The organism is Phreatobacter sp. GW821-FHT04C01, assembly GCF_059420385.1.
Genome location: NZ_JBWKTP010000002.1, coordinates 177107 through 201174, shown reverse-complemented (window position 1 = coordinate 201174; position 24068 = coordinate 177107). Strand labels below are relative to the sequence as shown.

21 protein-coding genes and 1 tRNA gene are annotated in these 24068 nt (G+C 67.6%); 12 read left to right on the top strand and 10 right to left on the bottom strand.

Annotation, left to right across the window (positions count from 1 at the left end; translation table 11 throughout):
* Positions 1–111: 111 nt before the first annotated feature.
* On the bottom strand, positions 112–588 hold the full coding sequence (locus AC07WJ_RS07970; RefSeq protein ID WP_494934026.1) for an Hsp20 family protein: 477 nt from the start codon (positions 586–588) through the stop codon (positions 112–114).
* Between the two features lie 337 nt (positions 589–925).
* Here AC07WJ_RS07970 and AC07WJ_RS07965 point away from each other — a divergent pair, with 337 nt between their 5' ends.
* The 3 genes from AC07WJ_RS07965 to AC07WJ_RS07955 all read left to right on the top strand — a co-directional run bounded on the left by AC07WJ_RS07965 (position 926) and on the right by AC07WJ_RS07955 (position 2862).
* On the top strand, positions 926–1324 hold the full coding sequence (locus AC07WJ_RS07965) for a hypothetical protein (RefSeq protein WP_494934025.1): 399 nt from the start codon (positions 926–928) through the stop codon (positions 1322–1324).
* Between the two features lie 102 nt (positions 1325–1426).
* Positions 1427–1795, top strand: a complete 369-nt coding sequence (locus AC07WJ_RS07960) for a hypothetical protein (protein ID WP_494934024.1) — start codon at positions 1427–1429, stop codon at positions 1793–1795.
* 116 nt (positions 1796–1911) lie between these two features.
* The gene (locus AC07WJ_RS07955) at positions 1912–2862 is read left to right on the top strand and encodes an alpha/beta fold hydrolase (RefSeq protein ID WP_494934023.1); all 951 of its coding nucleotides are present in this window, start codon (positions 1912–1914) and stop codon (positions 2860–2862) included.
* Between the two features lie 10 nt (positions 2863–2872).
* Here the strand turns inward: AC07WJ_RS07955 and hisN are convergent, their stop codons facing one another.
* Entirely contained in the window at positions 2873–3655 is a 783-nt protein-coding gene (gene hisN, locus AC07WJ_RS07950; protein ID WP_494934022.1) for a histidinol-phosphatase, read from the bottom strand.
* A 190-nt stretch (positions 3656–3845) separates the two neighbouring features.
* Here hisN and AC07WJ_RS07945 point away from each other — a divergent pair, with 190 nt between their 5' ends.
* Positions 3846–5129 carry an MFS transporter gene (locus AC07WJ_RS07945; RefSeq protein WP_494934021.1) on the top strand — a complete coding sequence of 428 codons (1284 nt, stop codon included), beginning with the start codon at positions 3846–3848 and terminating at the stop codon, positions 5127–5129.
* A 414-nt stretch (positions 5130–5543) separates the two neighbouring features.
* Here the strand turns inward: AC07WJ_RS07945 and AC07WJ_RS07940 are convergent, their stop codons facing one another.
* Complete coding sequence (locus tag AC07WJ_RS07940; RefSeq protein WP_494934020.1) at positions 5544–6434, bottom strand: N-formylglutamate amidohydrolase; 891 nt, start codon at positions 6432–6434, stop codon at positions 5544–5546.
* Between the two features lie 452 nt (positions 6435–6886).
* On the opposite strand from AC07WJ_RS07940, the gene cpdR reads away from it, so the two are divergent.
* Complete coding sequence (gene cpdR / locus AC07WJ_RS07935; protein ID WP_494934019.1) at positions 6887–7252, top strand: cell cycle two-component system response regulator CpdR; 366 nt, start codon at positions 6887–6889, stop codon at positions 7250–7252.
* 78 nt (positions 7253–7330) lie between these two features.
* A tRNA-Val gene (locus tag AC07WJ_RS07930) sits at positions 7331–7405 on the top strand.
* 627 nt (positions 7406–8032) lie between these two features.
* Here AC07WJ_RS07930 and AC07WJ_RS07925 read toward each other — a convergent pair.
* Positions 8033–9523, bottom strand: coding sequence for an aldehyde dehydrogenase family protein (locus AC07WJ_RS07925; RefSeq protein WP_494934018.1), 1491 nt, complete (start codon positions 9521–9523; stop codon positions 8033–8035).
* Positions 9524–9880: 357 nt separating this feature from the next.
* Between AC07WJ_RS07925 and msrB the strand changes: the two genes are divergently transcribed.
* Both msrB and AC07WJ_RS07915 read left to right on the top strand, forming a co-directional pair.
* Positions 9881–10372 (top strand): peptide-methionine (R)-S-oxide reductase MsrB, encoded by a 492-nt coding sequence (gene msrB, locus AC07WJ_RS07920; RefSeq protein ID WP_494934017.1) that lies wholly within the window; start codon positions 9881–9883, stop codon positions 10370–10372.
* 19 nt (positions 10373–10391) lie between these two features.
* Positions 10392–12236, top strand: a complete 1845-nt coding sequence (locus AC07WJ_RS07915) for a cytochrome c biogenesis protein DipZ (protein ID WP_494934016.1) — start codon at positions 10392–10394, stop codon at positions 12234–12236.
* 228 nt (positions 12237–12464) lie between these two features.
* Here the strand turns inward: AC07WJ_RS07915 and AC07WJ_RS07910 are convergent, their stop codons facing one another.
* The 4 genes from AC07WJ_RS07910 to AC07WJ_RS07895 form a co-directional block, all read right to left on the bottom strand.
* Positions 12465–13139 (bottom strand): class I SAM-dependent methyltransferase, encoded by a 675-nt coding sequence (locus tag AC07WJ_RS07910; RefSeq protein ID WP_494934015.1) that lies wholly within the window; start codon positions 13137–13139, stop codon positions 12465–12467.
* Between the two features lie 97 nt (positions 13140–13236).
* Entirely contained in the window at positions 13237–15978 is a 2742-nt protein-coding gene (locus AC07WJ_RS07905; protein ID WP_494934014.1) for a TonB-dependent receptor, read from the bottom strand.
* Positions 15979–16109: 131 nt separating this feature from the next.
* Complete coding sequence (locus AC07WJ_RS07900) at positions 16110–17042, bottom strand: FecR family protein (RefSeq protein WP_494934013.1); 933 nt, start codon at positions 17040–17042, stop codon at positions 16110–16112.
* A gap of 111 nt (positions 17043–17153) precedes the next feature.
* Entirely contained in the window at positions 17154–17654 is a 501-nt protein-coding gene (locus tag AC07WJ_RS07895) for an RNA polymerase sigma factor (RefSeq protein WP_494934012.1), read from the bottom strand.
* Between the two features lie 468 nt (positions 17655–18122).
* Between AC07WJ_RS07895 and AC07WJ_RS07890 the strand changes: the two genes are divergently transcribed.
* The 4 genes from AC07WJ_RS07890 (at position 18123) to AC07WJ_RS07875 (ending at position 22510) form a co-directional block, all read left to right on the top strand.
* Complete coding sequence (locus AC07WJ_RS07890; RefSeq protein ID WP_494934011.1) at positions 18123–18488, top strand: winged helix-turn-helix domain-containing protein; 366 nt, start codon at positions 18123–18125, stop codon at positions 18486–18488.
* 31 nt (positions 18489–18519) lie between these two features.
* Positions 18520–19554, top strand: coding sequence for a helix-turn-helix domain-containing protein (locus AC07WJ_RS07885; protein ID WP_494934010.1), 1035 nt, complete (start codon positions 18520–18522; stop codon positions 19552–19554).
* A 109-nt stretch (positions 19555–19663) separates the two neighbouring features.
* Positions 19664–21070: an aldehyde dehydrogenase family protein gene (locus AC07WJ_RS07880; protein WP_494934009.1), complete on the top strand. Its 1407-nt coding sequence runs from the start codon at positions 19664–19666 to the stop codon at positions 21068–21070.
* Between the two features lie 189 nt (positions 21071–21259).
* The gene (locus tag AC07WJ_RS07875; protein ID WP_494934008.1) at positions 21260–22510 is read left to right on the top strand and encodes a molybdopterin molybdotransferase MoeA; all 1251 of its coding nucleotides are present in this window, start codon (positions 21260–21262) and stop codon (positions 22508–22510) included.
* Between the two features lie 25 nt (positions 22511–22535).
* On the opposite strand, the gene AC07WJ_RS07870 is transcribed toward AC07WJ_RS07875, so the two are convergent.
* Both AC07WJ_RS07870 and AC07WJ_RS07865 read right to left on the bottom strand, forming a co-directional pair.
* Positions 22536–22886: a gamma-glutamylcyclotransferase family protein gene (locus AC07WJ_RS07870; protein WP_494934007.1), complete on the bottom strand. Its 351-nt coding sequence runs from the start codon at positions 22884–22886 to the stop codon at positions 22536–22538.
* Positions 22887–22945: 59 nt separating this feature from the next.
* Positions 22946–24022: a substrate-binding domain-containing protein gene (locus AC07WJ_RS07865; protein ID WP_494934750.1), complete on the bottom strand. Its 1077-nt coding sequence runs from the start codon at positions 24020–24022 to the stop codon at positions 22946–22948.
* Positions 24023–24068 lie beyond the last annotated feature (46 nt).

Sequence of the window (24068 nt, the reverse complement as noted above, 5' to 3'; positions counted from 1 at the left end):
GCCGGCCCTGCGGGACCGCCACAACGAAACGCCCCGGTGCAAGCACCGGGGCGTTCGCGCATGGGAGAACCGGTTGGAGGCCGGTGCAGGCACTGTCGGAGACGGTGAGCCTCAGGCGGCTTTCTTGGCCTGGGTGCTCTCGATGACGCGGGCGCCGTCGCCATTGGCGATGGTAATGTGCCGCGGCTTCATCGCCTCGGGGATTTCGCGAACCAGGTCGACATGCAGCAGGCCGTGCTGGAGCGCCGCACCTTTGACGAAGACATAGTCGGCAAGCTGGAACCGGCGCTCGAAAGCGCGGGCGGCAATGCCCTGATGCAGATATTCGGCTTTGGTTTCACCTTCGGCCGCGACCTTCTCGCCGCGAATGGTGAGCGCCTGTTCCTTCACTTCGATGGACAGGTCCTGCTCGGTGAAGCCGGCAACGGCAACCGAGATCCGGTAGGCGGTCTCGCCGGTCTTCTCGATATTGTAGGGCGGATAACCGGGAACCGGGACATCGGCGCCGGATCCCTGGTCGAGCAACGAAAACAAGCGATCGAAGCCGACGGTCGAACGGTAGAGCGGAGCAAGATCGAACGTACGCATGGATGTCCTCCTTCAAGCGACATCAGAGTGGGGCCCGCCGGATGGCCGGGCCGTTCGTGAGGTGCAGCCGCCAGGGGCCTGCACGGCAATTGAGTTGGGGATCACATTTCCGCTTCGCAAGCCCCCTTCCAAAAGCCGGGCAAGGTCCCCGCGAAAGTCGGGCAAGGGGTCTCCGAGGATCGGAATTGGCGCGCGCGCGGGGCGCCGGCTTTCTGAAAGCCACGTGAACGCGGCTGTCCGGGCCGGTTCAGCGGGCGGCGGGCATGATCGGCGCGATGAGACGATCAGGCACCGGTGGTTCGGCCGGCGCCCTGTCCAGGAGTCCCGAGGTTTCCCGATGATCATGGTCGCCCCCGGCAAGGCGGTGCTTCTGCTTTGGGCCGGCATCGTGCTGGGCTCGATCGGAACCCTGGCACTCGCCGGCCCCGCCAATCTGGTCTCGACGACGCCGGACAGCGGCGCGCGGCCGGCGCCCGCGCCCTTGGACGAGGCCGTCCTGCCCTCGGCCGAGATCGCCGGCCAGCTCGGCCGGCGCGGCTATGCCCTCAGCGAGCCGATGATCCGGCGCGGCCCGACCTATATGGCCACCGGCGTCGACGGCCACGGTCGCCGCCTGCGCATCGTCATCGACGGACGCAATGCCGAGATCATCGGCATGCGGCGTGTCGACATCGACCGGCCGCGACCGCACGGGGCCGAGCCCAAGGCGCCGGTGACACCGCCTCCGTCGCGCTGACATTCCCGCATCATTCACCATCGCGCGGCCAAATCCTTGGCGCTGGACCGGATCCGTGGGAACCATCCCTCTTCCAGCGCCTCAGGGAGACGGAGCGGGCTCATGGTTTTGCAGATCGTGCTCGCCGCCGCCTTGGCCCTCGTCGCGCCCGCCGCAGCCTCGGCCATGCCGGTCGTGCCGCCCGCTCGGTCGGACCTTTCGGCCGGCCGGGCGCTGCCGGTGCAATGGCTGCCACGTAACTATCCGTTCGACCCCTGCGCGCCCGGCGCCCCGCCGATCCGTGTCACCAAGCATGACGATTGGGGGCGGGCGTTCTACGCGCTGGAGCCCGCTTCCTATTATTGCCGGGAAGCCAGGGGCGAGGTCTACCTGCTGCCGCCGGCCCCGCCCGCCCTGGTCGTCGTCCCGCCATCCGGTTATGACGGCCGCGGCCGCCCGGTCTACCGCTGGCGGCTGGTGCCGGCCTGGTAGAGGCGAACGCCGTCTCGCAGCCGTCCCTCGTTGCTCCCGCCGGCATGGTCATGTCACCGTGGCCGGACGGGCGCTATCCTCTTGAGCTCTCGCCGATTCGCGACCTTGGTGCGCTGATGGATCTTGTCGCCCTGCCCGACCGCCCGGTCCCCGAAGGCGCCCGCGCCGGCACGGTCACCACCGCGGACGGCGTGCCGATTCGCTATGCCCGCTGGGAGCCGACTGGCGCGCCGCGCAAGGGCACCCTCGTGATCGTCCAGGGGCGCACCGAGTTCATCGAGAAATATTTCGACGTGATCGACGAATTGCGCCACCGCGGCTTCGGCGTGCTGACCTTCGACTGGCGCGGCCAGGGCGGCTCCGGGCGGCTCACCGGCGACATCCGCAAGGGCCATGTCCGGCGCTTTTCCGACTATCAGATCGATTTCGCCGCGATCATGGACACGGTCGCCCTGCCGGACTGCCGGCCGCCGTTCCACGCGCTCGCCCACAGCATGGGCGGCGCGATCATGATCGAGGCGCTGAAGGCCGGCCGGACCTGGTTTGACCGGGTCGTGCTGAGTGCCCCGATGATCGGGCTCGCCCAGGTGCCGCGGCCGACCTTGCCACTCGCGGCCCTGACCGCCTTGTCATGGCTCGGGCTCGGCAGCATGACGATTCCCGGCGGCTCGCTCGAACCTCTGTCCAAGCGCCCGTTCGGGACCAATCCGGTCACCTCGGACCCCGCGCGTTATGCCCGTGTCGGCGCCTATGCCGACATCGACCGGCGCCTCGGCATGGGCTCGCCGACCATCTCCTGGGCGCGTGAAAGCCTGAAGGCCACCGCGGCCTTCGCGCATCCGCTCTATGCCGCCGATATCCGCCAGCCGATCCTGATCATCGCCGCCGGCAAGGACCCGCTGGTCTCGACACCCGCGGCCGAGGCGTTCGGCACGCGCCTGCGCGCCGGCCACACGGTCGTGGTGCCCGGCGCCAAACACGAAATGCTGTTCGAGCGTGACGTCTATCGGCGCCAGTTCTGGGCCGCCTTCGATGCCTTCGTGCCGGGGGAACAGCCGTTCCTGTAGCGCGCGGGCGTCAGCCGTTCAGGATCGCCATGGCCTGGGCGTGCACGCGCTTGTCGCCGGCCGCCAGGATCCGTCCGCCGTCGCCGGCCGGGCCGCCGTCCCAGGTGGTGACGATGCCGCCCGCCCCCTCGATGATCGGCACCAGCGCCAGGATGTCATAAGGCTTCAGGCCGGCCTCGACCACCAGGTCGACATGGCCGGCCGCCAGCATGCAATAGGCATAGCAATCGGCGCCGTAGCGATAGGTCCGGCACTGGCTTTCGATCCGATCGTAGCGGGCCTTGTCGGCATCGCCGAACATCTTCGGCGAGGTGGTCATGATGGTGGCCTCGGCCAGCGCCGCACAGCCTCGCACGCGCAGCGCCCGCGCGCCGGCCGGGCCTTCATAGCGGGCCCGGGCGCAATCGCCCCAGAAGGTCTCGCGGGTGAACGGCTGATGCATCATGCCGAAGGCAGGCATGCCCTTGCGGGCCAGCCCGATCAGCGTGCCCCAGACCGGGATGCCGGCGATGAATGCCTTTGTGCCGTCGATCGGATCGAGCACCCAGACATGCTCGGCATCGGGGTTTTCGGTGCCGTGCTCCTCGCCGACGATGCCATGGGCGGGAAAGGCCGCCTTGATCATCCGGCGCATTGCCGCTTCACCCGCCCGGTCGGCCTCGGTGACCGGGTCGAAGGCGCCGACCTCGGCCTTGTTCTCGACGCCGATGCTCGATCGGAAGAACGGCAGGATCGCTTCGCCGGATATCTTTGCCAGTTCGTGGACGAAAGCCTCGATGTCGACGGCGCTCACGGGGGACGTCCTCTTCTCTGCCGGCCGGGTAGCCTGTCCAAAAGCTATAGGCCGGCGGAGCAAAACCCCGCAACCCGTCTGCGGGCGGGCCCAGCCATTCGGATGGCCCGGATGGGCGCGGCATGCGCGCCGCCAGCCATGGATGGGGGCCTGCGCTGTCCCGGATGCTCTTGTCCCGGCCGATGCGACCATGCAGGGTCCCGCCGCGGAGGAGATCATCAAGGGCATGGGCGAAACGGCATTGGCGAGACCCGCCATGATCGCGTTGGTGGGCACGCTCGGCCTCGCCACCGCTTTCAGTCAGTTCTATCGCAATTCGGTCGGCGTCATCGCCACCACGCTGACCGGCGAGCTGGGGCTGACCGCCGCCCAGCTCGGCACCCTGTCATCGAGCTTCTTCCTGGTCTTCGCCTTGTGCCAGATCCCGGTCGGCATCGTCATCGACCGCTACGGCCCGCGCACCGCCATGCTCGGTTCGGCCGCCTTCGTGGTGCTCGGATCGGCCGTCTTCGCGCTGGCCGAGGGCAATATCGGCCTGCTCGCCGGTCGGTCGCTGCTCGGCATCGGCTGCTCGACCTTCCTGATGGCACCGCTGGTCATCTACAGCAGGGCATTCCCGCCGGCGACCTTCGCCTCGCTGACCGGCCTGCACCTGTCGATCGCCAGCCTCGGCAATATCGGCGCGACCGTGCCGCTGGCGCTTGCCACCGAGGCCTTCGGCTGGCGCGCGGCTTTCGTCGCGGCAGGGCTGGCCTGCGTCGCCCTGACCTTCGCGATCTTCGCCATCGTCAGGGGCTCCTTCGTCGAACCGCAAGGCTTAGCGCCGAAGGAGACGCTCGCCGATGCGCTGAGGGGGGTCGCGCGGGCCACCCGGGTCGTCGGCTTCTGGCGGCTGTTCCTGATCCAGTGCTCCAGCTACTCCACTTTCGGCCTGATCATCGGCCTCTGGGGTGGCCCCTATCTCGCCCATATTCACGGCGCCAACGTGCAGACCCAGGGCCAGGTGCTGCTCGCCATGGCGATCGCCCAGGTCGGCGGCATGCTGTTCTGGGGCATGGCCGACCGGGTCGTCAGGGCCTATCGGCCGGTCACCCTCGCCGCCGCCGGCCTGAGCGTCGCCCTGCTCGCCAGCCTCATCCTGTTCGGCCACCGGGTCGGTCTGCCCGGCGCCGCGGCCATCATCGCCGCGCTCGGCTTCAGCTGCGCCTTCGCGCCGGTCATCGTTGCCCATGGCAAGTCGATGTTTCCCGCCACCCTCACCGGCCGCGGCATGACGCTGCTCAACATCGGCACGGTCGGCGGTGGTTTCGCCACCCAGTGGCTCACCGGCCTCGCGGTGAAGGCGGTGGCCGGCCCTGCCCTGGTCTATCCGGTTGCCGCTTTCCAGGCCGCCTTCGGCATGCAGGCGATCCTCCTGGCCACCGCGGCGCTGGTCTATGCCGGGGCGCCGGATCCGCGCCGCGCCCTGCGCTGATCGTCTGCCGACGCGGTGCTGGCCGTCAGCCCTTGCGAAAAAAATGGGTCAACCATCTTGCCTTTTTCGGAGGTCCCAGCCATATTGTTGCAGTGCGGTGTCGCCCTGCGACATCGCGCAGCCCTCCTTGGGCGTTTCCTCCCTAGACTTGGGCCGCTCACGAAAGTGGGCGGCCTCTTTCTTTTCAAGGTCCAATTTCTCGAACATTTTCAAAGAGAAGACCTGGCACTTCCGTGGCACGTCAGGGGCCGGTCCTCGGTGCTGTCGCGCTGCCGCGACACATCGGCTTATTGTGCATTGCACCCTAATCAATTGAACAGTCAGACCCGAGTCGCGACCTCCCCAAGGCCCGGCCACAGCTGCGAGTCGCCTCGGCGACGCCTCAGCCATGCACCTCGCGAATAGCTGCTCTGGCTACTCCGCGGCGATCCGCCAGCCGCCGGGCCGATCGAGCGGCAGGCGCATCAGGCTGTCGGCGAGCGCCATCAGGTCCAGCCGCAAGGCGTCGAAGCTGGGGCTGCGGCGATAGGTGCGCTCATCCATATAGATCGCGCGATTGATCTCGATCTGCACGGCGTGGGTGCCGGCCTGTGGCTGGCCGTAATGTTCAGTGATGAAACCACCGGCATAAGGCTTGTTGCGCACGACATTGTAGCCGCGGCCGCGCAGGACCGTTTCGATGACGTCGCTCACCACCGGCGAGCAGCTGGTGCCGTAGCGGTCGCCGATGACGATATCGGCGCGCGGGCGATCTTCCCGCGCCGGCGCCAGCGACGGCATGGAATGGCAATCGACCAGCAATGCCTCGCCGAAGGCCCGGTGGGCACCCGCAACGATCCGCCGCAAGGTCCGATGATAGGGCTTGTAGATCGCCTCGATGCGCGCCAGAGCCTCCTCGATCGGCAGCCGGCGCGCATAGATCTCCTGGGCTTCACCGACCACGCGCGGCACGGTTCCGAGCCCGCCCGCCACCCGCATCGAGCGGGTATTGGCGAAGGTCGGCAGGCGGCCGTCGAACATGCGCGGGTCGAGTTCGTAGGGCTCGCGGTTCACATCCACCATCGAGCGCGGAAAATGCGCCCGCAGCAGCGGCATGCCGCGCTCGACCACGCCCTCGAACAGGGCATCGACATCGGTATCCTCGGAGCGCCGCAAGGTCGACAGGTCGAGCCGCACCTGCTGCAGGAAACGCGGCGGATAGACGCGGCCGGAATGCGGCGAGTTGAACACCACCGGAGCGACCAGAACATCCGGTTCGAGCGCCTCGAAAGCCGGATCGAAATCGCTGATAAGGGCGTCGCTCATCGCAGGTCCGTATCTGGCCTCATTGGCGGTTGCCACCCCGAATGCCGCATGCCCAGGATGTCCTTGGTCGAGCTTAGCCCATGCCGCTTCGCGATGAAAAGGTCGGAACAGCCCTGCTCCCATGCAGCGCCCGCCCGCCGGTCGGCAGCGGCCGCGTCGCGGCGACGGCCATGCCGCGCTGCCGCGCATGTTGCCCGATGCCGGCCCATGTCGGTTTCAGGTCACCGTTCGGGGCTTGAAAACAGCTCCGTATCGCCCATCCAGCTTCCGCGCGGCCCGCCTTTGGCCACGTCTCAGGGCTGTGCATAAACCGCCCGAGCGCTACCTGTCGGCAGTATTCTTGCTTTCCCCTTCACGCCATATTTACCGTCCGCGTGTTGAGTATTGCCCGCTGGCGAACTCCGGTTCGGCCGCACTGCATTTCCTGGCATGGCGAAGGACCGGACGGGCCTATGGGCAAAATTCTGCTGGCTGAAGACGACAACGACATGCGCCGGTTCCTGGTGAAGGCACTGCACAATGCCGGCTACGACGTGGCCTCCTTCGATAATGGACTGTCGGCCTATCACCGCCTGCGCGAGGAACCCTTCGAGCTGCTGCTGACCGACATCGTGATGCCGGAAATGGACGGCATCGAACTGGCGCGCCGGGCGACCGAGCTCGACCCGGAGATCAAGGTGATGTTCATCACCGGCTTCGCGGCGGTCGCGCTCCAGCCCGACTCGCAGGCGCCGAAGGATGCCAAGATCCTGTCCAAGCCGTTCCATCTGCGCGACCTCGTCAACGAGGTCGAAAAAATGCTGGCACAAGCCGCATAATCTGTCCCCAACCGGTCTTGCACCGGCCGGCGTTCCCCACTATACGGAGCGCCTCGCATTCGCGGCCCCGGCCGCAAAGGGCGCGTAGCTCAGCGGGAGAGCACTACGTTGACATCGTAGGGGTCACTGGTTCGATCCCAGTCGTGCCCACCATTTAAAACCCCGGCGAAGCCTTTGGCTCCGCCGGGGTTTTTCTTTTGCGGCCGCGATGCGGAGCCGGAGATCACAAGGCTGATCTCGAACGCCATCGATGTCCTGAAACCGCCCAAGACGGCATGTCGGCCCTGGCGCGCGAAGCTGCTTCGGACGGCCCAGCTTGCGAAGCCGGCCGCGATCATGCCTCGCCAACTGCGGTCGGCCCAGGTTCCCCGACCGGGATCGGCGAACATTCCGATGGGGTCATTGTGCAAATCGGCACGCCCGTGATCCGACGCGCACAGTGCATCGATCATCCTTCCCCTGGCCGTGGCGAATTGCCTTGTGCGGCAACAGGGACGGCGATCGAAACGCCATTCCGTCGCGGCCTGCGGATCGGGCTGGCTCCCGGGCCGGATCGGAGACAAACCCAACTACGATGCCGCGGAGGCTGCGTCGCCCCGGCGCGACCGCGGCCTTTTGCGTTTCCCACCGTCGCCGCCTGGGCGGCGGCGCGCCCAGATCGGATGCGCGGGCCGCCCCCCCCGTCGGGCCGGACCATGAGGCTCTTGCCGGGGGCCTGCCGCGCGCTCTACGCGACGCGCCGCCACGGAGGGCGACGGCAACCGGTCAAGGCGCCCGCCCTCAGGCCGTCTTGATCCAGACGGCCTTCACGTTGAGATATTCCTCCACGTGCTGCATGCCGCTCTCGCGGCCATATCCACTCATCTTGTAACCGCCGAACGGCACCGCCGGATCCATCGCCTGGTAGCAATTGATCCAGACCGAGCCGGCGCGGATGCTGCGGGCAAGCGTATGCGCCTTGGTCACGTCGCGGGTCCAGACGCCGCTGCCGAGGCCGAAGCTTGTGCGGTTGGCCCGCTCGGTCACCTCTTCGATATCGGTGAAGGGAATGGCGGAGATGACCGGTCCGAAGATCTCTTCCTGGGCAATCCGCATGTCGTCCTTCACATCGGCGAAGACGGTCGGCGGCACGAAATAGCCATGCGCCAGGTCGCCATCGGTCAGCCTGGCGCCGCCGGACAGCGCGCGTGCGCCCTCCTCCCGGCCGATCGTCAGATAGCCGGTGACCCGCTCGAGCTGCTCCGGCGAAACCAGCGGCCCGACCTGCGTGTCGGGATGGCTGCTATTGCCGACCCGGAGCGTCTTGCTGAAAGCGGCGACGCGGGCGGTGAACTCCTCATAGATCTTCTGCTCGACGAAAAGCCGCGTACCGGCGCTGCAGATCTGGCCGGAATTGGCGAACACCGCCATCGCGGCGCCCGGCACCGCGGCGTCGAGATCGGCATCGGCGAAAACGATGTCGGGCGACTTGCCCCCCAGTTCGAGCGAGACCCGCTTGAGGTTGCCGGCGGAGGCCTGGATGATCTTCTGGCCGGTCAGGTGGGACCCGGTAAAGGCCACCTTGTCGACATCGGGATGAGCGGCGAGCGCGGCGCCGGCGGTCTCGCCATATCCGGGCACGACATTGACGACACCCGGCGGAATCCCGGCCTCCTCGCAGAGTTCGGCCAGCCGCAACGGCGTCAGCGGCGCCTCCTCGGCCGGCTTCAGCACCACCGTGCATCCGGTGGCGAGCGCCGGGCCGATCTTCCAGATCGACGCGGTCAACGGCCCGTTCCAGGGAATGATCGCCCCGACCACACCGACCGGATCCTTGACGGTGAAACTGACATAGTGGCCAGGCAGCGAGTTCTCGATCGTCTCGCCATGAATCGCCGTCGCCTGGCCGGCGTAATAGCGCAACATGCCGATGGCGCGCAGCCGGCTGGCGGTCGTGCGGCTGATCGGCGCACCCATGTCCAGCGTATCGAGAGCCGCGAGCTCGTCGAAATTCCGTTCGACCAGGTCGGCGAGCTTCAACAGCAGGTTCTGCCGCTCGAACGGCTTGAATTTGCTCCAGGCGCCGTTGAACGCCCGGCGTGCCGCGGCGACCGCGCGATCGATGTCCTCGCGGTCACCCTCGGCGACGGTCGCGAGCACCGCGCCGGTGGACGGATTGATCGTCTCGAAGGTTTTCCCCGAAGCCGCGTCAACCCACCTGCCGTCGATGAACATCCGCTTGGTCTTGCCGTCCAGGAACGGGTGGCGGGCCGCCGGAACATGAATGGTCATGGCTTTCGACCTCAATGGCGGATCGGCATTGCCGATCCTTGTGCGCTATATTCAAGAAAACATAACGAGGATCTTGGAACCGTGTCCAGCACGGGTTGCCGCCAACGTTGCAGGCCTGCCCTCACAGGTGGCGGCCTCTCCATCGGCTCGATGAAGGACAGCCTGCGCGCCTTGCCCGATGCAACCGATCGGCGGCCCGGCCGAGGGCCGACGGGCAGGACGGGGTCCGGCCACGGCGATCGCCCGTCCTCGATCACATGCGCGTGACCCTCGTTATTCCCGTAACGATATAACGATTACCTCTGTATTGGCCAATAGGACATGCGCTCGGGCGCGTCGAAACGGGAGGTCATGCCCATGATGACACGACGTCTTCTCCTGGCCAGCAGTGCGATCGGCCTCGTCGCGGCGGCCGGCGCACCGTGGCTGGCCGGCGCCACGGCCGCCGCCGAAACCTTCGAGGTCGCCCTGAGCGACGCGGACTGGCGCAAGCGCCTGAGCGCCGATCAATTTGCCGTGCTGCGCCAGAGCGCCACCGAGCGTCCCTACACCAGTCCGCTGCTGCATGAGGAACGGCGCGGCGATTTCACCTGCGCCGGCTGCGACCTCCCGCTGTTTTCCTCCACCACCAAATTCGACAGCGGCACCGGCTGGCCGAGCTTCTGGGCGCCGCTGGAAAACGCGATCGGCACGACCCGGGACACCTCCTTCGGAATGGTCCGGACGGGTGTCCACTGCCGCCGCTGCGGCGGCCATCTCGGCCATGTCTTCGACGATGGGCCCCGGCCGACGGGCCTGCGCTATTGCATGAACGGCGTCGCCATGCGCTTCAAGGCCGTGGCCGCCTGATCGCCGGGAGGCCTTTGCCATGATCCTGTTCCTGCTAGCCTATCTCGGCGGCGTCCTGACCATTGTCAGTCCTTGCATTCTGCCCGTGCTGCCCTTCGTTTTCGCGCGGGCGGAACGGCCGTTCCTGCGCAACGGCCTGCCGATGCTGGCCGGCATGGCCGTGACCTTTGCCGCAGTGGCATCGCTTGCCGCCGTCGGCGGCGGCTGGGCGGTCGAAGCCAACCAATATGGCCGCACCGCGGCCCTGGTGCTCCTGGCCTTGTTCGGCGTCGCGCTGTTGCTGCCCCAGGTGTCGGAATGGGCGACCCGGCCGCTCGTCGGGCTCGGCGCGCGCCTGTCCCGATCAGCCGAACGCGGCGCCGAGGCGAGCGGCGCGACGCTGCTGCCGTCGCTGCTGCTCGGCATCGCGACGGGTCTCCTCTGGGCCCCTTGCGCCGGACCGGTCCTGGGCCTGATCCTGACCGGCGCGGCGCTCCAGGGTGCGAATGTCGAGACCTCCTTGCTGCTGGCCTCCTACGCCGCCGGAGCGGCAACCTCGCTCGCGCTCGCCCTGCTTGTCGGCGGCCGGGTCTTTGCCGCGATGAAACATTCGCTCGGGGCGAGTGAATGGGTCCGCCGCGGTCTTGGCGCCGCGGTGCTCGCCGCCGTCGCGGCCATTGGGCTCGGGCTCGATACCGGCTTCCTCACCCGCCTCTCGCTGGCGAGCACGGCGAGCCTGGAGCAGGGCCTGCTCGATCGGTTCCAACGCGAGACCGATAGGCCGGCGCAGTCCTCGGTGGTCATGCCGGGCAGCCCTGCCATGATGAACGGAAATCCCGCCATGATGAGCGGCGCGCCTGCGATGACCGGTGGCAATCCGGGCATGATGATGCAGGGCAGGCCGGTCGCCCGGAGTGAGCAGCTGCCTGATGAAGGCGAGCTGCCCTCCTTGTCGGGTGCGGTCGCCTGGTTGAATTCGGCCCCCCTGACCGCCGAGGCGCTCAAGGGCAAGGTCGTGCTGATCGATTTCTGGACCTATTCCTGCATCAACTGCCTGCGCGCGATCCCCTATGTGCGGGCCTGGGCCGAAAAGTACCGGGATCAAGGGCTGGTGGTGATCGGTGTTCACGCTCCCGAATTCGCGTTCGAGAAGAACCTCGCAAATGTCCGCGGCGCCGTCTCCGATCTGCGGATCGACTATCCCGTCGCGATCGACAACGATTATGCGATCTGGCGCGCCTTCAGGAACCGCTACTGGCCGGCGCATTACTTCATCGATACGCAAGGTCGCGTGCGCCATCACCAGTTCGGCGAAGGGGGTTATGAGGCCTCCGAGCGGATTATCCAGCAGCTCCTGGCGGAGGCCGGCAAGACCGGCCTGTCAACCGATGTGGTGGCGGTGAATGCCGCCGGCGTGCAGGCCGCCGCGACCGCCGACGTCCGGTCCCCCGAAACCTATGTCGGTTACGAGCGGGCGGCCAATTTCATCTCGCCCGGCGGCGCGGTTCAGGATACCCGTCACGTCTATGACGCGCCGGCGCCGAGGCTCAACGAATGGGGACTTTCGGGCGATTGGACGGTGGGCGGCGAGCACGCCGCGCTCAACACCCCGGAGGGCTCCATCGTCTATCGCTTTCACGCGCGTGATCTGCATCTCGTGCTCGGACTTGCGCCGGACCGGGGTCCGGTCCGGTTTCGCGTCACGATCGATGGCGCGCCGCCCGGCGCCAGTCACGGCATGGATGTCGATGCCGATGGCCTGGGGACCGTCACCGGCCAGCGTCTCTACCAGCTCATCCGCCAGGGCGGAACGATCGGGGATCGCACCTTCGAGATCAGGTTTCTCGATCCCGGGGTGGAGGCCTATGCCTTCACCTTCGGCTGAAAACTAGGCGGGCCGTCAGGCCCGGCGTGGGACAAGAGTCCCGCCGGCACGTGAGCGCGACGGACAAGACCTCCGGCACCGCAATCGGGTCTGCAGCTTATTCGACCGCGGACCACGCTCGCGAGGCGGCGACGCGCGCCGTCCTCGATTATCCATGGTGGCACCGTCGAGCGGCACAAGCCTCTCGGAAAGCCTGGGGGCGAGGACATGTGAAGCGCCTCCGGCGCCTCACGCGGCCTCGAGTACGCGCGCCAGCAGCGGCTGCTCCAGTTCGAAACGCCCGTCGCGGCCCGGGATCGCCAGGCGTGCGAATGCCCGCTCGATCCGCTGCGCGCCGGCGGCCGCCGCCGCCATGCGGGCCGGGTCGCCGGCGGTGACGCGCGCGACGAAGGCTGCCACGTTTTCGAACCGCTCGATCCGGCTGAAGACGATGGCCTGACGCTGTTGCAGCAGCCCGCCGGATTGGGCGGCGTCGATCGCGTCCTGGGCCAATGCGCGCACCTCCGTCTCGTCCTCCACCGGCAGGAACGCCTCGAAGAAGCTGCCCTTCGCAAGCGGCTCGACGACCACGATGGGCCGCGACGGGCGAGCGACGCGGCAGGCCTCCCGCAAGGCGGCCGCCATGGCCTCGGGCGGCACATGGTGCAGCGAGTTGAGAAACACGCAGCCGTCGAAGCTGCCGCTCGCGAACGGCAATGTCTCGGCCGGCGCCTGCAGGATGGTCGCGCCCGGCGCGCCCGCGCGGGCCTTTTCAACCGCGGCCGGATCCGGGTCCACGCCGACCACCGCGGCGCCACGCCTGACGAGCGCACCGGCGAGCAGCCCGCCGCCACAGCCGATATCCAAGATGGTCTTCCCGGCCAGCGGACGAAACGTTTGTTCCAGAAGCTCCAGCGTGTCCATCAGTACTCCCGGATAAGGCGTCGTGGTTCGAATGTGTCCGGCCGCGACCCGGTCCCCGACGGCGGGAGCCAACGCAATGGCCCCCGCCGCGCTTCCGCTAGAATTTGGCGGTCATGCCGGCATAGACGGTGCGGCCCGGCCCCGGCTGATTGACCAGCCCGAGTGGGTCCACATAGTAGACATCGGTCAGGTTCTCGATCCGGAGATTGGCCGTCAGGTTGTCGGTCAGCTTGTATTCGGCGAAGACGTCCACCAGCGTGTGAGGCCGCCAGTTGATCTGCGCGATGAACTGGCCGAGCCCCTGCGCCGTCACGGCGCCGTGGCCGATCGCCCTTGGGCCCACATGGCTGATCCGGCCGCCGACGGTGAGTGCGTCGTTGAGCAGCTTCTGCGCCACCGTCACATTGACCGAATATTGCGGCGGCACATGATTGGTGGCGTAGTCGCCGTAGAACGAGCTGCTGGCGCATGAGTTCGCGGTCCGGCAGAACTGGACACCCAGATAATAATTGGCCGCCAGCTCGAGGCTGAAGCCGCCGACCTGATAGCGGCCCGAGAACTCCAGGCCCTCGAACTTGGCGCGGTCGATATTGTAGATCTGCATGCCGTACCAGGTGAAGCCGCGCGGATCGTCGAACGGCCGGAATTCACGCGCGATATAGTTGCTGACGTCCCAGTTGAAATAGCCGAACTTCATCTGCAGCCGGTCATTGGCGGCAACGAGGTTCTCACGCGTCAGGTTCGCGCCGACCTCCCAATTGCTCGAGCGCTCGGGCCGCAGGTTGGGATTGGGGATCAGCGTGAAGGCCGACATGGTCTCGACCAGGCTCGGGAAGCGCAGCGCGTTGGAATAGTTCACATAGAACTGGGTACCCTTGAACGGCTCGACCGTCACGCCCGCCGAAGGGCTGAGGCCGCCTTCGCTGCGGTTGGGGACCGGGTTCAACTGCTCCGGGCTGTTGGCCTGGGTGCGCCTGTCCTCCGACCAATAATGCGAATAGCGCAGGCCGCCATTGAGCGTCAGCCACTCGAACGGCTTGTATTCGAGTTTGCCGAAGGTTCCGCTTTCCCGTCTCACGCCGTCGCGCAGGTTGAGCCAGCCTTCCAGGGCGTTGGTATAGGCGCTCGGGCGGGTATCCTCGGTCTGGTAGGACAGCCCGTAAGTGAGTTTCACCTGCCCCAGTCCGAGCGACCATGCCGAGGTATTGGCGACATCGCCGCCCCACATCCGGGTATCGGAACCGGTACGGAAATTGGCCGGCAAGCCAAGCGATTGCGGGGTCGGGATCGGCGAGCCGCGCCGCGGATTGCGCAGTTCGAGATAGGTCAGCCACAGATTGGCCTTCAGGTCGATGAGATCGTTGCCGACCGGGTTCCACCGGTAACGCAGCGTGCCGGTATCGAGACGGGTGCCGGCCGTCTGGCTTTGCTGCCTGGGCTGGCCGCGATCGTCGGTGAACTGGGAGGCGAGCAGGTCGCCGGCCTCGCTGCGATAGCCGGTATAGCCGATCTGGACACTGTGGCCGCCCTCGAAGCGCAGGGTTCCCTTGGCCAGCCAGGAGCGCGTCTCGAGCTGAGTATTGAGAACCTCCTCACCCGCGCGGTAATTGGTGATGCCGCCGTTCTGCAGATAGTTCGGCCAGTTCTGGCACCATCCATAGCTGTTGCAGATGCGGCGCGGCCCGACATTGACCGGTTCGGCCGCCGGCCCGTTGGTCCCGGCGTGATAATTGCCGCGGCTGCGCTGGGCATAGCCGACCAGAATGTCGAAATTCTCCTGGCGCCAGGCGGTCACCAGGCTGCCCGAGCCGTTGGTCGGCGTGAGCAGGCCGGGCCGGTCCATGCCGCTGCGGGAGGGCGTGGCGACGGGAGCCGCCCCCGGCGTGAACGGCCAGCTATAACCGCCCACCGCTCCGGGCATCGGCGAGGACGAGTTCGTGCCGATCTCGCCCTTGGCCCGCACGCCCCAGTTGCGGCCCGCATCGATGATGTCGTCGGCCGCGAGCGTCCGCATCGTCACCGTGCCCGCCATGCCACGCGAGGCGACGTCCGAGCCCTTCCTGACGTCGATGCTGGCGAGCAGGTCAGGATCGACGAATGTCCGGTTCGAGACGCCCTGATAGCCTTGATAGACCGTCACCCCGTTCTCGGCGCCGTCCACCGTCACCGCCACGCGCCCCATGCCCTGCATGCCGCGGATATTGACGTCGATCGAACCGGCGCCGTTGCGTGCCTCACCCGACATCACACCGGGCGTTCCGCGGAAGATGTCAGCGGGGCTCGAGCCGCGAAAGCGCTCGATCGTCTCGCGTGAGATATGGCTGACCGGGCCGGGCGTCCCATAAGGCTCGTCGGCGCCCGCCATGCGGCCGCCCGAGACATCGATCGTATCGAGCGCGATCGCGCCGTCGGGCCCGGCCTCGCCGGCCGCCGACGTCGCGGGACGCTGGATCGTCGCGGTATTGGCATTGCTGAACCGATAGCTCAGGCCCGAGCCCGCCAGGAGCCGGCTCAGAGCCTCGGCGCGGCTGTAGGAGCCCTGGACGCCCGGCGAGTTGATGCCGCGCACCAGATCGGCATTGAAGAAAAGCTGGAGCCCGGTGACGTTGGCGAGTTGCAGCAATGCCTGCGACAGCGGCTGCGGGCGAATGTTGAGGGATACCGGCGCGGTCGCCGGCCGGGCCTGGGCCAAGGCGGGCTGCTGCGGCACCATGGTCGCGGCAAGCCCGGTGCTCGCCATCAGCATCGCCGCCAGGACCGACCGCCGCGCGGTCGACGGAGAGCCGCCGCCGCTCGCCGCTGCCTCGAAATTGCCTGTGCCTGCCGTCCTGCTTCGCATGGTCCACCCGCGCTTCTTCCCGCTTGCGGCGGGACCGCCGAAGGGCGCCGTGAACATCCCCTCAATGGGTCTGACACCCGGAAGGGCCGAACCAATGATCGGGCCGGACAGAAATTTCGCGACCCGATCGCTCATCGCGCCGGATAGACGATGGCCAGATAGGGCGAGACGTGAAGGACCTTGATCGGCAGCGCCTCGGCGATGGTCTGCAAGGCATCGCCCGGCTGCCGGCTGTCGAAAATGGCGGTGACCGGCGTCTCGCCGATGCGGCTGTCGGTCAGGATGATGCGTCCGCGCCGATAGCGCTCCAGCTCGCTGAGAACCCGGCGCAGCGGCACGTCCTGAAACACGATCCTGTCCTGGCGCCAGGCGCCGGTCACCGCCAGGTCGGCCTCGCTGAGGCCCCCCGGTCCCGTGCCGTCATAGCTCACCTGCCAGCCTTGCTCGACCCTGACCGGCGCGGCCGCCGCCGCGCGCACCAGGACGGCATGTTCGCTGACCGTGACGGTCACCAGATCGTCGACATGCTTCACGTCGAAGCGCGTGCCGAGCGCCTCGGTCCGGCCGCCGCCCGCCGCCACCGCGAAAATGCGGCCGGCCTCGGCTGCGACCTCGAAGAAGGCCTCGCCGCGATGCAGAACGACCTTTCGCGACTTCGGCGTGAAATCGAGCGACAGCGCCGAATAGCTGCCCAGTTCGACATGGCTGCCGTCGGGCAGCAAGACGGATCGCCGTTCGCCGATGTCGGTGGTGTAGTCGGCGAACAGGTCGCGGCGGCCGAACCCATAGATCGCGGAAGCTCCGGCGAGCAAGGCGATGCCGCCCAGCACCCGACGCCGGCTGACGGGCGACGAACGGCGGCGCAACCGCTGCATTTCCGGCTGGACGATGTCGAAGCGCTTCCACAGCGCCTCGGCATGGGCCCAGGCGGCCGCGTGGGACGCGTCGGCATCGAGCCACGCCCGGAACGCGCGGCGCTCGTCGTCGCTGACGCTCTCGTCGCGCAGCCGGACGAACCATTCCAGGGCTTCGAGCACCAACGGTTCCGTCGCGTCTTGCCCCATGGCCCTCTCGGTCCCGATCATTGTCTTGGCCGCCTCCGCCCGCGACGCGCAACGGCGGCCCTCTTGTCTATGACACCCGGGACGCGCCTGATGATGATGCGGGGGTGTTTTTTATCCGAGGCGCCGGTTCAGGTCGGCGAGCGCCGCGACGATCGAGCTGATCACGGTGTTGCGGGAGACGCCCTGGCGCGCCGCGATCTCGTCATAGCTCAGCTCCTCGAACTTGTGCAGGACGAAGGCCTCGCGCCGCCGTGGCGGCAAGGCCGCGACAGCCCGCAGGACCCGCCGCAACTCGCTGCGGTGGAGCGCCATGATCTCGGGCGTCGGCGCCGGATCGGCGATCGCCTGAAACTCCTCCGGCGTCAGCGCGACCTCGAATTTGCGGGCGGCGTCACGCAGGTGATTGAGCGCCAGGTTGCGCGCCGTCACGGTGAGATAGGCCGGACAGTTCTCCAGGCTGTCCGCGTCCACCTTGGCCATCAGCTTGACGAAGGTCTGATGGACGAGATCGTCGGCCGTCGTCCTGTTGCCGACAAGCCGCCGGATGAGCTGACCGAGCCGGCCTCGCTCCGCGGTATAGAGGTTCGCCAGGTCGATCGCTTGCGTGGTCATGGGCCCTGCTCATGCACCGTGCCGGAAACACGGCAGGGGAACGGCGCCCCAGACGTCCGATGCTGGGAACTCGATAGGCGAATCAAATTTCGTGTTCAAATACAATGTTTTAGATCGTCTCTAAAGTCGGCTGGCCGGTCTTTTGAGCGGTTCGACGAAAGCCGTGCAAGCGGCTGAAATATCGAATGTGCCGGGCATCGCGGAAGACGCGGCCGGCACTCGCTCTTGCGGCGCGGACACGCCGATCGGCCCCCGCTGTTGCAGTCATGCCACATCAGGTTGGCGCAGCTCAGCTCGTGCCTAGCCGCCGCCGTCCGCCTCTCGCCGGGACGGCAGGGACAGGCGGCCCGTCGGCCATCTGCCCGGCCGGCCGGTTGCGATGCCCGTTGAAAACACCAATCAGGCCGTGAGTTGGCTTTGTTATGGCTCTAGACTGAGACCGTCCCTCCCCCGTCCAAGCCACGGCCCATGCTCACGCTCAGCCTCAGAATCGACATCGACCCGACAGGCCGCATCGGACCGGGAAAGATCGACCTCCTGGAAAAGATCGCCGAGAGCGGATCGATCTCCGCCGGCGGCCGCGCCATGGGCATGTCCTATCGCCGCGCCTGGGAACTGGTCGACGAGCTCGGCCGGATCTGCGGCCACGCGGTGGTCGTCAGCCAGTCGGGCGGCAAGCATGGCGGCGGCGCCACGCTGACCCCGTTCGGCGCCGCGTTGATCGCGCATTATCGCGCGATCGAGCGGGCGACCTTCGCCGCCGCGCGCCCCTATCTCGCCTCGCTCGCGGCCGAGATGGCGCAAGACGCGCCCCCGCCCGCCGCGCCGGACTGAAACCCGGTTCACAAGTCCGCGGCTTCACCGCATGATCGGCCAGGACAAGCCGTCGGTCGGCCTCGCCACTCCATCGGCGCGTCCGTCATCGCAGTCGGGGACACCGGACATGGAGCTGGTCACGCTCAAGGACATGATGCCCGCCAGCCGGCAGCGATATCCGGTCGAGGAATGGTCCGACAGGCTGAGAGGCATCTGCGGGCGCTTCCAGCCGAAGCCGCTGGAAGCGTCCCGTCTCGTGACCGGCGCGCCGGCGATGACGCTGGCCGGCGGCCTGGAACTGGCACGCATCGCCAACGATCTCGATGTCATCAGGCGCGACCGGCAGGATATCCGGGCGGACTACGGCGAGAGCCTGTTCCTGCTGGTCCAGCTCGAGGGGGTCTGCGGCATCGAGCAATATGGCCGCCAGTCGGTCATCGCGCCGGGCGACTGCATCCTGGTGGATTCCGCCAGCCCCTCGGTCTTCCACTTCGGCGGCAAGTTCTCCAATCACCTGTCGGTGCATTTGCCGCGCCAGATGCTGTTCTCCTCGAAGTCGGTGCGGTTCGAGGTGTCCCGGCGCCTGGAGGCGGGCGACCCGATGTCGGCCATGCTGCGCGCGCTGGTGGCCAAGCTGGTCGGCACGGATGCCGGCGACCGGCGCGCACCGCACCTGCGCCAATTGCTTTTCGACGCGACACGCCAGGCCTTCGCCGCGGACGGCGACGACGACCGTGCCCGGCCCTCCGACAGCGCCTGCGGCCGGCTGGAGATCGTCCAGATCCTGATCGACCGGCATCTGACCGACCAGCGCCTGACGCCGCAATGGCTGGCCGACACGATCGGCATTTCCCTGCGCACGCTGCAGGACGACTTCAATACGCTCGGCACCACCGCGACATCGCTGATCCGCACGCGCCGGCTACACCTTGCCCGCGATCAGCTGCGCCAGAGCCGGCCGGCCGACGCTGGCCCGACCATTGCCGCGGTCGCCTATTCCTCGGGTTTCAACGACATTTCCTACTTCAATCGCTGTTTCAAGCGAGCATTCGACTGCTCGCCGAAAGACATCCTGCCGCATTAGCCCTAAGAGCAGGTCGCGCCCTGGTCCAATTCGCGCTGCGCCGCTGACCAAGACAAACCTGCCCGATGCTCGCCTAATGGCAAAAAACGCCTTGGGAGGAGCACAATCCATGGATCGCTACGCGCTGGTCATCGGCGGCGAACGGGTCGCCACCAACCGCTTCGCCGATGTCACCAATCCCTCCACCGGATCGGTGGTCGGTCGGATGCCGCTCGCCACCCCAGCCGATCTCGACCACGCGGTCGCCGCGGCCGCCGCGGCCTTCCAGGCCTGGCGGCTGGTGCCCGATGCCGAACGGGCCGAAGCCTGCCGCCGGATCGCCGCGACGATCGAAGCCCATGCGGAAGAGCTCGCCCGCCTCCTCACCGAGGAGCAGGGCAAGCCGCTGAACGGCCTCGGCTCCCGTTTCGAGATCGGCGGCGCGCTCGCCTGGACGCGCCACACCGCCGATATCGAACTGCCGGTCGAGGTGCTTGAGGACGGCGAGGCCGGCCGGGTCGAGCTGCACCGCAAGCCGATCGGCGTGACCGGCTCCATCACGCCTTGGAACTGGCCGGTCATGATCGCCTGCTGGCACATCATCCCGGCGGTGCGCACCGGCAATACCGTCGTCATCAAGCCCTCGCCCATGACCCCGCTCAGCACCATTCGCCTGGTCGAGCTGATCAACGAGGTCCTGCCCCCCGGCGTGGTCAACGTGGTCACCGGCGAGAACGATATCGGCGCCCTGATGTCGTCTCACCCCGGCATCGCCAAGGTGAGTTTCACCGGCTCGACGCCGACCGGCCGCAAGATCATGGCGAGCGCCGCGGCAACCCTCAAGCGCCTGACGCTGGAACTCGGCGGCAACGATGCCGGCATCGTCCTGCCCGACGCCCGGCCCGCCGAGATCGCCGAAGGCCTGTTCTGGGGCGCCTTCATCAACAACGGGCAGACCTGCGCCGCCCTGAAGCGGCTCTATGTCCATGACAGCATCTATGACGCGGTCTGCGCTGAGCTCGCGGCTTATGCCCGCAAGGTGGTCGTCGGCGACGGCTTTGCCGAGGACTCGGTGCTCGGGCCGGTGCAGAACCGCATGCAGTTCGACATCGTCTCGGCCTATGTCGACGAAGCCCGCGCCAAGGGCGCCCGGATCCTGACCGGCGGCAAGCCGGCCGGCGGCCAGGGTTATTTCTATCCGGTGACGCTGGTCGCCGACGTCGATCACGGCTGCCGCCTGGTCGACAACGAGCAATTCGGCCCAGCCTTGCCGATCATTCGCTATCACCATGTCGCCGAGGCGATCCGCAAAGCCAACGACAATGCCGCCGGGCTCGGCGGCTCGGTCTGGGGCCGGGATCTCGCCGAGGCCAAGGCCGTTGCGAGCCAGCTCGAATGCGGTTCGGTCTGGATCAACAAGCACGGCGCCATTCAGCCCAATGCCCCCTTCGGCGGCGTCAAGCAGTCGGGCATCGGCGTCGAGTTCGGCGCCGAAGGCCTGAAGGAATTCACCACCATCCAGACCGTCTTCTGCTGAGCCTGGTCGGCACCTGCCGAGGGCGGGTCCGGGCCGGCGACCCGCCCGGCCATGGATCCGCCTTCGGGCCGCGCATGGCGAGCCGGCCGGACGAGGGCCATCGACAGGCGCCGGAAAATCGGCCTTCATGGTGGTTCCGACGATGCGAACCGGCCCTTTATGACCGAGCAAAAAGCCCCTGACGAAAGCTTGCGCACCGCCCCGGCTGCCGGCCGCGCAAAGCCGGCGGGCCTGCTCTCGGTCGACGAGGCCTGCGCGCGGGCGGCGAGCCTCATCCGCCCCATCACCGGCACCGAGACGGTTCCGCTGGCCGCGGCGGTCGGACGGGTGCTGGCCGCGCCGCTCATGGCCCGCATCGCGATTCCACCCTTCACCCAATCGGCGATGGACGGCTACGCCCTGCGCGCCGGCCAGGGGCTCGCCGAGGCGACCACGCTGGTCGTCACCGATCGCGTCGCGGCCGGTCACGGCGGCCGACCCGTCGGAGAAGGCGAGGCCGCGCGCATCTTCACCGGTGCTCCCCTGCCCCCGGGGACCAACGCCGTGATCATGCAGGAACACGTCCGGCGCGATGCCGGCACGATCACCATCGGGCGGGCCATGCGCGCGGGTGACAATGTCCGTCCGCGCGGCGAGGATATCGATCCCCCCGAGAGCATCCTCGACCAAGGAACCAGGCTCGATGCCCGCCATATCGGGCTCATCGCGGCGCAAGGTTATCGCGAGGTGGATCTGGTGCGGCGGCCTGTGATCGCGGTCGTCTCGACCGGCGACGAGCTGCGCCAGCCCGGCGAGGACCTGGCGCCCGCCAGCATCTATGATTCCAACCGGCTGATGCTGCTGGCGCTGATCTCGGCCGCCGGTTTCGCGGCGGAAGACGGCGGCTGGGTCCCCGATCGATCCGAGGCCATTGCCAGCCGGCTGACGAGCCTCGCTGGCGGATGCGACCTGATCGTCACGACCGGCGGCGCCTCGGCCGGTGAAGCGGACCACTCGGCCGCCGCGCTCAGGCTCGCCGGCGGCGTCGGCGAGGCGCTCAAGATCGCGCTGAAGCCCGGCAAGCCGGCGGTGGTCGGCCGGATCGGCGCGACCGGCTATCTCGGCCTGCCCGGCAATCCCGTCGCCAGCATGGTCTCCTGGATGCTGCTCGGACGGGCCATGGCCTCGGCCCTGGTCGGCGCGCGGCCGCAGCGCGATCGCGGCTATCCGGTCCGCAGCCTGTCATGGTTCCGCCGGCGGCCGGGCCGCACCGAATTCGTTCCGGCCATTCTCGCGAGCGACGAGCAAGGCCGGGCGGGAATCGAGATTCTCGGACGCGGTGGTTCGGCCAGGCTGAGGCCGCTGGTCATCGCCGACGGCTTCGCCGAAATCGCCGCCGGCAACGAGGGCGTCGCCCCCGGCGACGAGCTGCGCTTCCATCCGTTCCGCAGCATTCTCTAAGGCGGCGAGCCACCGCCGGCCTGAGCTAGGCCTTGATATAAACCCAGGCCTCGACACCGGATTTCAGCCGCACCGCGACCCGCTTGTAGTCGGCGACCTCATAGGCATCCGCCGCCGCCAGTTCGGCCTCGCTGATCTCGAAGACCTTGCCCGCGACCGCGTCCTGCGGATCGTCGCTCGCCATGACGATGGGGTGGAAATTGGTGCCGCTCTTGGCAATGACGTCAGGGTCGGTGATCTCGATCATCGACTGCCTGTAGCCCGGCATCGCGTCGTCCGAGCCCGTCAGGAGGCGGCCGAAGGAGGACAGTTGAACCCCCTCCTGCTGCAGGGTTCCATAGGAGAAGAGGCGTACCATCCGTTCATTGCCGCTCATTCGTCAGGCTCCGTTCGTCGTCCGGCCGCGAGGTCGTGGACGATTCGGGCCGCAGACCCTCATTCTGCCCGCTGGAAGACATCCTTGACAGTCTTCACCACTCCCGCGTCGTTGATGGCATAGCCGGGCAGGCGCGCGATCGCGTCGTGGAAAACCGGGCTCCGCATCACGGCCAGAACGCGTTTCATCGCGTCCTGTTCCAGCAATTGCCGCTGGCAGACGAAGAAATAGTCCTCGGTCAGCAGGGGGATGAAATCGAGCCCGAACTGGCGGGCCGCCGCCTCGACGCCGAAGCAGACATCGGCCATGCCGCTGGCGACATAGGCGGCGACGGCGGCATGGGTGAATTCGATCTTGGAATAGCCCTCGATCCGCGCGCCCTCGATCCGGTGCTGCGCCAGGATCTGGTCGAACAGCAGGCGCGTCCCGGAATCGGGATCCCGATTGACGAAGCTGACGCCCGGGCGCGTGAGCGCGGCAGGCGAACCGATGCCGAGGGGATTGCCGCGCTTGACCATCAATCCCATTTCGCGGGTCACGAAACCGATCACCCGGTGCAGGCCCGGCGCCAGCCATTCCCTCTGGGCGGCGATGCTTTGCCGGCGCAGCGCACCGCGCGGCAAATGCATGCCGGCAAGGTCGCAGCCCTCGCGCGCCAGCGAGGCCAGCGAGGTCTGATTGCTCACGTAGCGCAAATCGATCTCGAGGCCTGGTTCGCGCGCGAGCAGATCCCGCAGGGCGGCAACCGCGAAGCCATGGCTCGCATGCACCCGGATGATCGACGGGCGATGCGGAATCAACTGGTTGATTTCCGTCTCGAGCTCCTGCGAAAGGTTTTCGAGCTGCGGCTTCAGACGCGCGCGCAGCCGCTGACCGGCCCAGACCAGCTTGTCGCCCAACGGCGTCAGCGTGGTTCCCCGGCCCCGTCGGCGCTCCACCAGCGGCGTTTCGAAAAAGGCCGACCATTTCTCGATCAGGTTCCAGGCATGCCGGTAGGACATCCCGGCCTGATCGGCCGCGCCGGCGATCTTGCCCGTCGCGCGGATCTCATTGAGGAAGTCCAGCATGACCAGCATGGACTGCGGCTCGCCGTCCTTGCTGAACCGCCAGACCGGTTCGATCTCGATCCGGATCACTGCCGCCCCTTCACGCCCGAGAGCCCGCTCAATTATGCAATTGGAT